The sequence below is a fragment of the Pseudomonas sp. AC136 genome (genome assembly GCF_979258585.1).
The window spans coordinates 5,077,978-5,086,364 of the sequence record NZ_OZ409865.1 but is presented as its reverse complement, the minus strand read 5'-3'; the positions used below and the strand labels follow the sequence as shown (position 1 = coordinate 5,086,364).

Genomic DNA, 8,387 nt, shown 5'->3' with positions numbered 1-8,387 from the left:
ATCGGGCGGGCGGCGGACGGAGCGTTGGGGTTTCGGTTAACTGGCTACGCGGGGAACGGGCCGGGTCTGTTGCGCGCGATGGCGCAGCAGGTGTTGCTCGGCGTAACGGCGGATGCAGCGCAGCAACGGCGCTTCCTGGCTCTGCAAAAAGAAGTGGCCGCCACTGAACATATCGAGGGAAAAGCCGCTGGCGGTTTCGCATTGCCAATCGAGCAATTCATCGACGCTGATGCTGTCGTCTTTGCCGCCGAACACATGAATCGGCGCTTGCAGCGGCGCGCGCTCGGCGTACTGGTAACTGCCGGCGACGAGAAAGTCGGCGCGCAGAATCGGCAGCATCAGATCGAGCAATTCCTGGTTGGCCAGGGCGTCTTCGGGCGTGCCTTGCAGGCTGCGCAATTTAGCCACCAGCTCGGCATCGGACTTGGGCTCGCGGTATTCGCTGACATCACGGCGCGCCGGGCCGGCGGTGGCTGACACCAGCACGCACAGCGGCTCGGGCAGGCCACGGGCTTTCAACGCATGCACCAGTTCAAAGGCCAGCAAGCCGCCGAGGCTGTGGCCGAACAAGGCGTACGGCGCGGCGAGGTCGAGCGCAATTTCGTCGGCGAGTTGGTTGATCAGCGCGTCGAGATTGCGCTGCAAGGGCTCGTCCATGCGCAGGCCGCGGCCGGGCAATTCCAGCGGCTGCACGTGCAGCCATTCGGGCAGCCGTTTGCGCCAGCGGTGGTAGAACATGGCGCTGGCGCCGGAGTACGGCAGGCACAGCAAACGAAAGGTGGCGGGCGCGCTCATGTCAGGCGCTCACGGCGTCCTGGTCCATCTTCTGGCGCAGGCTCAGGGGGCGCATGTCGGTCCAGTGCTGCTCGATGTACGCCAGGCACTCTTTCTTCAAACCGCTCATGCCCACGGTGCGCCAGCCGGCAGGAATGGCTTTGTAATCGGGCCACAACGAGTACTGCTCTTCGTCGTTGATCACCACTTGGAAAATCACGTCATCACGATCGAACACCATGGTCGCTCTCCATTGCGCCCGTGCCGGTTGCGCGGGCCTTCACAGTGGAGAACGGACGGCGGCGGAAAATAATTAGCGGATTTCGACGGGTGTTTTTGCCATGCAAACATCACGTTTGGGTCACGGCTTCGCAACCAGACGAAATCATTATCTCTCGCAATTGACAATCATTATCATTGGACATAGTTTGTTACCCCGCTCGCAGGCAGCCTCCTGCAAGCGCTTAACTGCCCCCGGTAGCAAGGTGAATTCCATGACGGAACAACTGTCCACAAGCAGGTGCGATACACCCCTATTCCAAGCATTCGTTGATAACCGCTCGATTTTGGTCAAGGTGGCCACGCGCATTACGGGCTGTCGTTCACGCGCAGAAGATGTGGTGCAAGACGCCTATTTCAGGCTGCATTCGGCACCACAGATCACCTCGTCATTCAAAGCTCAGTTGAGCTATCTTTTCCAGATCGTGCGCAATCTGGCCATCGACCATTACCGCAAAAACGCGCTCGAACAGCGCTACGCCGGCAGCGAAGAAGAAGGCATGAATGTGGTCAACCACAACGCCTCGCCCGAAGCTCTGCACATCAACTACGCAACCCTGGAACACATCGCCGACGCCCTCGGCCAGTTGCCCAGCCGCACCCGTTACGCCTTCGAAATGTACCGCCTGCACGGCGTGCCGCAGAAAGACATCGCCAAGGAATTGGGCGTGTCGCCGACGTTAGTGAATTTCATGATTCGCGATGCGTTGGTGCATTGCCGCAAAGTCAGCAAAGACGCGGCGGCCTGATCCGGCTTCGTTGGGCTTCGCTGCGCTAAGCGAAGCCCTTCGCGATCAACGCACCACCGCTTCAGCGCAACACACACCGATCAAAAAACCGCTCGCGCTCGATACTCATCAGGGCGGCGCGTTTGTGTGGGAAATCGAATTCCTTTTCGCAGTGAAATCCGGCGCTGTGCATGTGGCCGATCATGCGGGCGTTGTCGGCGCGCGGTTCGGCGACGATGCGCTGGGTGCGTGGGTCGTCGAGGAATAGAAAGTGCGTGAGCGCGGTTAACCAGCTCGCCACTTTGTGCGGCCCGCGATGGTTTTCCTCGCCCACCAGCATGTGGATGCCACGGTCGTAATCGCCGGCCGAATAGAAGGGCGCGATGCGATCTTCCTTGGCCCAATAGGCTTCGAAATAGGCGAACGGTTGGTCGTCAAAACTGCCGATCAGCGTCAGCGTGTGCGGGTCGCGGTCGAGCTTTTCCAGGTACTGGCGATGCTGCTCCAGCGTGCCGCTTTCCTGCCAGAATTCAGCTACGCGCGGGCTGTTCTGCCAGCGGCTGAAGCGCGCAAGGTCGGTTTCAATATCCAGCGCGCGCAGGGAAATCCAACTGCCCAAGCGCGCGTCGAAACGCCGGTACAAATCGCCTGTCGGCTTTGGCGGTCGACGTGGGTGGCGTTTGCCGTCGCTGATGATCATCTGCTGCGGATACGCGGCGCCTTGCCCGCTCAGTAGCCACGGTTCAGCCAGTTGCCAAAACGTGGTGCGCGCGGTGGTAAGCGCGCCATCGGCCGCGCGAATCAGCAGGCCGCTGTGCAGCGCGTCCATCGGCGCTGCGGGGAGTACCCAGCTCACTGACTGGCACGCCTCGTCGCGGGCAAACAGCCAATAGCTGACCCACCACAACGCCGGCGCTGACAAGGCTTCACAGGCGCTTACCTGCAACCGCTCACCAGGGCGAACGCGCACGCGAATCGGCTCATGTAAATCCAGCTGCAGATGCAACGAGCCGGTGCTTTCGTCGCCGTGCAGGCATTGGCCGTTGGGGAGTGGCAGGGTGTGCATCATGGGAGGCTCGCGCAGAGGGGTGGTGACTGTGTGACGTCGAAACGCGCAGGAAATTTAGGTGAAGTGCACGCACGGCCTGCATCAGCCCACGCAACAAAGCCGGCGCGCGTATACTCGCGCCACCTTCAACCGGAGACTGCCATGACCATTTCTCTGTACGCCGCATCCGTTCCCGTTTTCAAGCAAATGCTCACCAGCCTCAGCGCCGTGCTGAGCAAGGCTGAAGCCCACGCTAGCGCCAAAAATATCGACCCGGCTGCCCTCCTCCAGGCCCGCCTGTTCCCCGACATGTTTCCCCTGACCCGCCAAGTGCAAATCGCCTGCGACTTCGCCCGTGGCGTGCCGTCGCGTTTGGCAGGTGTGGATGTGCCCAAGCATGACGACGTGGAAACCACGTTCGAGCAGCTGCAAGCCTTGTTGAAAGAAACCCTCGAGTACCTGGGCACGTTCACCTCGGCTCAGGTCGATGGCAATGAAGAGCGCGAAATCGTGACGCGCCCGGGCACGCCGAAAGAGCGCAAGTTCACTGGCCAGTCGTATTTGCTGACGTACGGGCTGCAACACTTCTTCTTCCACGTGACCACCGCGTACGCGCTGCTGCGTCATAACGGCGTTGAGGTGGGCAAGATGGATTATGTGGGTCAACCGCAGGCATAAATCGCACCCTGAGATCGTCCGCTTTTGTAGGAGCCACCTTGGTGGCGAACCCTGGAAACGAAGGTCGAGAATTTCGTTTCCAGGGTTCGCTAGCAAGCTAGCTCCTACGGGGCGGTGTGCTGGTTTGTGATCTGGGTACGCAGGCTCGGCCAATCGCGGCTAAAGCCGCTCCCACAGGTGCACACAACGAGGGAGCTGTTACTCCTTCTCCCCCAACTGCTGCACATTCCACCCCCCGCCCATCGCAGCAATCAGCTGCACACTCGCGATCAGACGACTGCCCTGCAACGTCAGCACCGTGCGCTCGTTCGACAGCGCGGTGGTTTGCACGGTAACCACATCCGAGAAGTCCACGGTTCCCGCTTTGTATTGGTTGAGCATCAACCGCAGCGATTCACGCGCGGAGTCGAGCGCTTCCTGCTGCACCACGTTCTCTTCTTTGAGCACGTCGAGCTGAACCAGGTAGTCCTCCACTTCGCGAAAACCAGTCAGCACGCTCAGGCGGTACGCCGCCACGGTGGCGTCGTAGCTGGCTTCGGCCTGTTCCACGCGCGAGCTGATAAGGCCACCGTCGAATAAGGTCATCGCAAAGTCGGGGCCGATGGACCAGTAGCGGTTCGGCGTGGTCAGTAGTTGCGAGAGGCTGTCGTTGCGATAGCCGCCGCTGGCGCTAAGGGTGATGTCCGGGTAGTACGCGGCTTTGTTCACGCCGATAAGCGCGTTGGCGGCGACCACGTCACGCTCGGCCGAGGCAATGTCGGGACGGCGTTGTAGCAGTTGTGAGGGCACGCTGGCAGGAATAGCCGGCAAGCCTGGAATGTCGTTTGTCTCGGCCAGTTGGAAGCTCGACGGCGGTTCACCCACCAGCACGGCGATGGCGTTTTCCAGTTGCGCGCGTTGGTATTTCAGGTCGATGGCTTGGGCCTGGGTGGTTTTCACCTGAGTGCGAGCCTGGGCCACGTCGGCCTTGGTGACGATGCCGGCGCGGTATTGGTTTTCGGCAAGCTTGAAGGCTTTTTCGTAGGCCGAGACGGTGTCGTCGAGCAGGCGTTTCTGCGCGTCGATCACCCGCAGTTGCAGGTAGTTCTGCGCCAGTTCCGACTGCTGGCTGAGTTTGGTTGCAGCCAGGGTGGCTTGGCTGGCAGCGGCACTGGCGCTGTCCGATTCCAGTTGGCGGCGCAGTTTGCCCCACAGGTCGAGTTCCCAACTCACGCCCAGGCTGGCCTGGTAGCTGTCGCTGATGCCGCCGGAGCTGCCGCTGCTCACCGTCGAGCCGTCAGACAACGACACCGTGCCGCCCCCGCCCGTGGCCTGGCCCGAGCGAGTTTTGCTGAAGGCGGCGCTCAGGCTTGGAAAGAACGAAGCGCGCGCGCCGCGTGCCAGGGCTTGAGCCTGGCGATACTGGGCTTCGGCCTGCGCCAGGGTCTGGTTGGAGGTTTCCAGGCGCTGTTGCAGCTGGTTCAGCGTAGGGTCGCCGTACAGCTCCCACCAGGCGCCACGGTTCAAGGCATCGCTGGGCGCGGCCTGGGTCCACCCGGCCTGGTATTTGAAGCCAGCAGGCACGGCCACTTCTGGCTGCTCATAGTCCGGGCCTACGGCACAACCGGCCACAGCCACAGCCACCGCGAGCAACAGGCTGCGCGAATACAGGCTCATAACGAAGTCTCCAACGAAGCATCAGTGCGCACGCCTCTGCGGCGGTTAACCCAGTGGCGCAAACGATCCAGGTACAGGTACACCACGGGCGTGGTGTACAGGGTGAGCAATTGGCTGGCGATCAGGCCGCCGACGATGGTGATGCCCAGCGGCCGGCGCAAACCGGCGTCGCCGCCGATGCCGAAAATCAGCGGCAGCGCGCCCAGCAGGGCCGCCAGCGTGGTCATCATGATCGGCCGGAAGCGTTTGACGCAGGCTTCCAGAATCGCTTCGCGCGGACTCATGCCCAGGCGCCGCTCGGCTTCCAGGGCAAAATCGATCATCAGAATGGCGTTTTTCTTGACGATGCCGATCAGCAAAATAATGCCGATCAAGGCGATCAAACTCAGCTCGCTGCGGCACAAAATCAGCGCCAGCAACGCGCCAACGCCAGCCGACGGCAACGTCGACAAAATGGTCAGCGGGTGCACATAGCTCTCGTACAAAATGCCCAGCACGATGTACACCGCCACCAGCGCCAGCAGGATCAGCCAGGGCATGCTGTTTTGCGTGTCTTGCACGGCGCCGGCATTGCCTTCGAAGCTGGCTTGCACGTCGAGCGGCAATTGCAGCGGTTCGATGGCGGCCATGATCGCTTCGCGGGTCGGGCCGATCTGCGCGCCGGGCGCCAGGTTGAACGACAGCGTGATCGCCGCGAACTGGCCCTGGTGGTTGACCGACAACGGCGCCGAACTCGGCTCGAAGTAGCTGAACTCGGCCAGCGGCACACTCTGCCCGCCGCTGCCCAGCACGTACACCTGGCGCAGAATTTCCGGGCTCTGCTGGTACTTCGAGCCCACTTCCATGACCACGTGATACTGGTTCAGCGGGTTGTAGATATTGGCGATCTGCCGTTGGCCAAACGAGTTGTTCAGCACCTCGTCGACCAGCGCCATGTTCACGCCCAGCGTGGCGGCGCGGTCGCGATCTACCACCAGCCGGCTTTGCACGCCTTTGTCTTGCGAGTCGCTGTTAAGGTCCACCACTTGCGGCAGCTTGCGCATGGCCGCTTCCACTTTCGGCGCCCACTGGCGCAGCAGCGTGAGGTCGTCGCTGCGCAAGGTGAATTGGTTGCTGGCGTTGCTATCACGCCCGCCCAGGCGCACGTCCTGGCCGGCGTTCAGGTACAGCGCGGCGCCGGGAATCTCCGCCAGTTTGGGGCGCAAGCGGGCAAGGATGGTGTCGACATCGTCGCGCTCGCCAATCGGTTTCAGGGTGACGAAAAACGAGCCGGTGTTGCTCGACTGCCAGCGCCCACCGCCGAGAAAGCCCACCACGTTTTCGATGTCCGGATCAGCGCTGAGAATGGCGCGGAACTTGGCCATTTTCGCCTGCAATCCTTGGAACGAAATGCTCTGGTCGGCGATGGCATAGCCGCGCAACCGCCCCGAGTCCTGCGCCGGCAGAAAGCCCTTGGGCACCACCACGAACAGGTAAACGTTGAGCACGATGCAGGCGAACATAATCACCATCATCAGCCGCGAGTGCGCCAGCGCCCATTCCAGGCTGGCCTTATAGCGCGCCATCAGTTTCTGGAAGCGTTGGCTTTCGAGCTTCGGCTCGGCGACTGGCGCGTTTTTATCGCGGGCTTTGAGCAGACGTGCGCAAAGCATCGGCGTGAGGGTGAGAGACACCAGCAACGACACCAGAATCGCCGCCGACAAGGTCACGGAAAACTCGCGGAACAGCCGACCAATAATCCCGCCCATCAGCAGAATGGGGATAAACACCGCCACCAACGACAAGGTCATCGACAGCACGGTAAAGCCCACTTCGCGCGCGCCATGAATGGACGCCTCCAGCGGCGACTCGCCCTCTTCAATGCGCCGGGCAATGTTTTCCACCACCACAATGGCGTCGTCCACCACAAAGCCCGTGGCGACAATCAGCGCCATCAGCGACAGGTTATTCAGCGAGAAGCCGCACAGGTACATCACCGCGAAGGTGCCCACCAGCGACACCGGCACCGCCAAGGCGGGAATCAGCGTGGCGCGCGGGCTGCGCAGGAACATATAGACGACCAGGATCACCAGCAGCACCGAAATGATGAGGGTGATTTCCGCTTCATCCAGCGAGGCGCGAATACTCGGGCTGCGGTCGTCCATTACCGACAACTGCACCTTGGGGCCGATCAATTCCTGCAGCTCGGGCAGCAGCGCGTGAATGGCGTCGGTGGCTTCGATAATGTTGGCGCCCGGCTGGCGGGTGACGATCAGCAGCACCGCCGGATTGGGCCCGGAGAAGCCCGCGTTGCGCACGTCTTCCACCGCATTGCTGACCTCGGCAATATCGCCCAGGCGCACTGCCGCGCCGGTTTCGGCGTTGTAGTGAACGATCACCGGCAGGTATTCGCTGGCCTTGCGCAGCTGGTCATTGGCGTCCACTTGCCATTGCTTCGTGGCGCCGTCGATGGAGCCTTTCGGGCCGTTGGAATTGGTGTTGGCAATGGCCGTGCGCACGCTGTCCAGAGAGATGCCGTATTTGTTCAGCGCATCCGGATTGACGTCGACCCGCACCGCCGGCAACGAACTACCGCCGATGCTGACCTGGCCAATGCCCTTGACCTGCGCCAAGCGCGGCGACACCAGGGTTGAGGCCATGTCATACATTTCGCCACGGGTGTAGCTCTCGGACGTAAGCGTGAGCACCATCACCGGCATGTCGGACGGGTTGGCCTTGCGGTACGACGGCAAGCTCGGCATGCCGCTGGGCAGCAGGCTGCTGGCCGCGTTGATGGCGGCCTGCACTTCTCGGGCGGCACCGTCGATGTCTTTCTCCAGGGAGAACTGCACGATCACCGTGGTCGAGCCCAGCGAGCTGCTGGAGGTCATTTCGGTGATGCCGGCAATGCGCCCGAGCGCCCGTTCCAGAGGCGTGGCGACCGAGGTGGCCATGGTTTCCGGACTGGCGCCGGGTAACGAGGCGCTGATCATGATGGTCGGAAAATCCACCGACGGCAGCGGCGCCACCGGCAGCAGATTGAACGACAGCCAGCCGGCCAACAGCAGCGCCAGAGTGAGCAGCGTGGTAGCCACGGGGCGGCGGATGAAGGGGGTGGAGATGCTCATTGGGGGAGCACCGTTTGCCTTGCCCTCACCCCAACCCTCTCCCGCGCGCGGGAGAGGGAGCAGACCGCATCGCGCTTGTCTCCCCTCGCCCGCTTGCGGGAGAGGAGCCGGGGGAGA

Annotated in this window: 7 protein-coding genes; 2 read left to right on the top strand and 5 right to left on the bottom strand. The window is 62.2% G+C overall.

Annotated elements, in window-relative coordinates; translation table 11 throughout:
• Window positions 1-36 precede the first annotated feature (36 nt).
• Window positions 37-795, bottom strand: a complete 759-nt coding sequence (locus ACZZZU_RS22820) for a thioesterase II family protein (RefSeq protein ID WP_463551883.1) — start codon at window positions 793-795, stop codon at window positions 37-39.
• Between the two features lies 1 nt (window position 796).
• A complete protein-coding gene (locus ACZZZU_RS22815; RefSeq protein WP_122497043.1) occupies window positions 797-1,015 on the bottom strand; it encodes an MbtH family protein in 219 nt (72 codons plus the stop codon).
• Window positions 1,016-1,268: 253 nt separating this feature from the next.
• Between ACZZZU_RS22815 and ACZZZU_RS22810 the strand changes: the two genes are divergently transcribed.
• Window positions 1,269-1,802 carry an RNA polymerase factor sigma-70 gene (locus ACZZZU_RS22810; protein ID WP_122497040.1) on the top strand — a complete coding sequence of 178 codons (534 nt, stop codon included), beginning with the start codon at window positions 1,269-1,271 and terminating at the stop codon, window positions 1,800-1,802.
• A 61-nt stretch (window positions 1,803-1,863) separates the two neighbouring features.
• Here ACZZZU_RS22810 and ACZZZU_RS22805 read toward each other — a convergent pair whose 3' ends face one another.
• A complete protein-coding gene (locus ACZZZU_RS22805) occupies window positions 1,864-2,850 on the bottom strand; it encodes a GNAT family N-acetyltransferase (protein ID WP_463551882.1) in 987 nt (328 codons plus the stop codon).
• A gap of 141 nt (window positions 2,851-2,991) precedes the next feature.
• On the opposite strand from ACZZZU_RS22805, the gene ACZZZU_RS22800 reads away from it, so the two are divergent.
• Window positions 2,992-3,507: a DUF1993 domain-containing protein gene (locus ACZZZU_RS22800; protein ID WP_463551881.1), complete on the top strand. Its 516-nt coding sequence runs from the start codon at window positions 2,992-2,994 to the stop codon at window positions 3,505-3,507.
• Window positions 3,508-3,705: 198 nt separating this feature from the next.
• Here the strand turns inward: ACZZZU_RS22800 and ACZZZU_RS22795 are convergent, their stop codons facing one another.
• On the bottom strand, window positions 3,706-5,163 hold the full coding sequence (locus ACZZZU_RS22795; RefSeq protein WP_463551880.1) for an efflux transporter outer membrane subunit: 1,458 nt from the start codon (window positions 5,161-5,163) through the stop codon (window positions 3,706-3,708).
• Window positions 5,160-8,270, bottom strand: a complete 3,111-nt coding sequence (locus ACZZZU_RS22790) for a multidrug efflux RND transporter permease subunit (protein ID WP_463551879.1) — start codon at window positions 8,268-8,270, stop codon at window positions 5,160-5,162. Before ACZZZU_RS22790 ends, ACZZZU_RS22795 begins: the two co-directional genes overlap by 4 nt.
• Window positions 8,271-8,387: the final 117 nt, after the last annotated feature.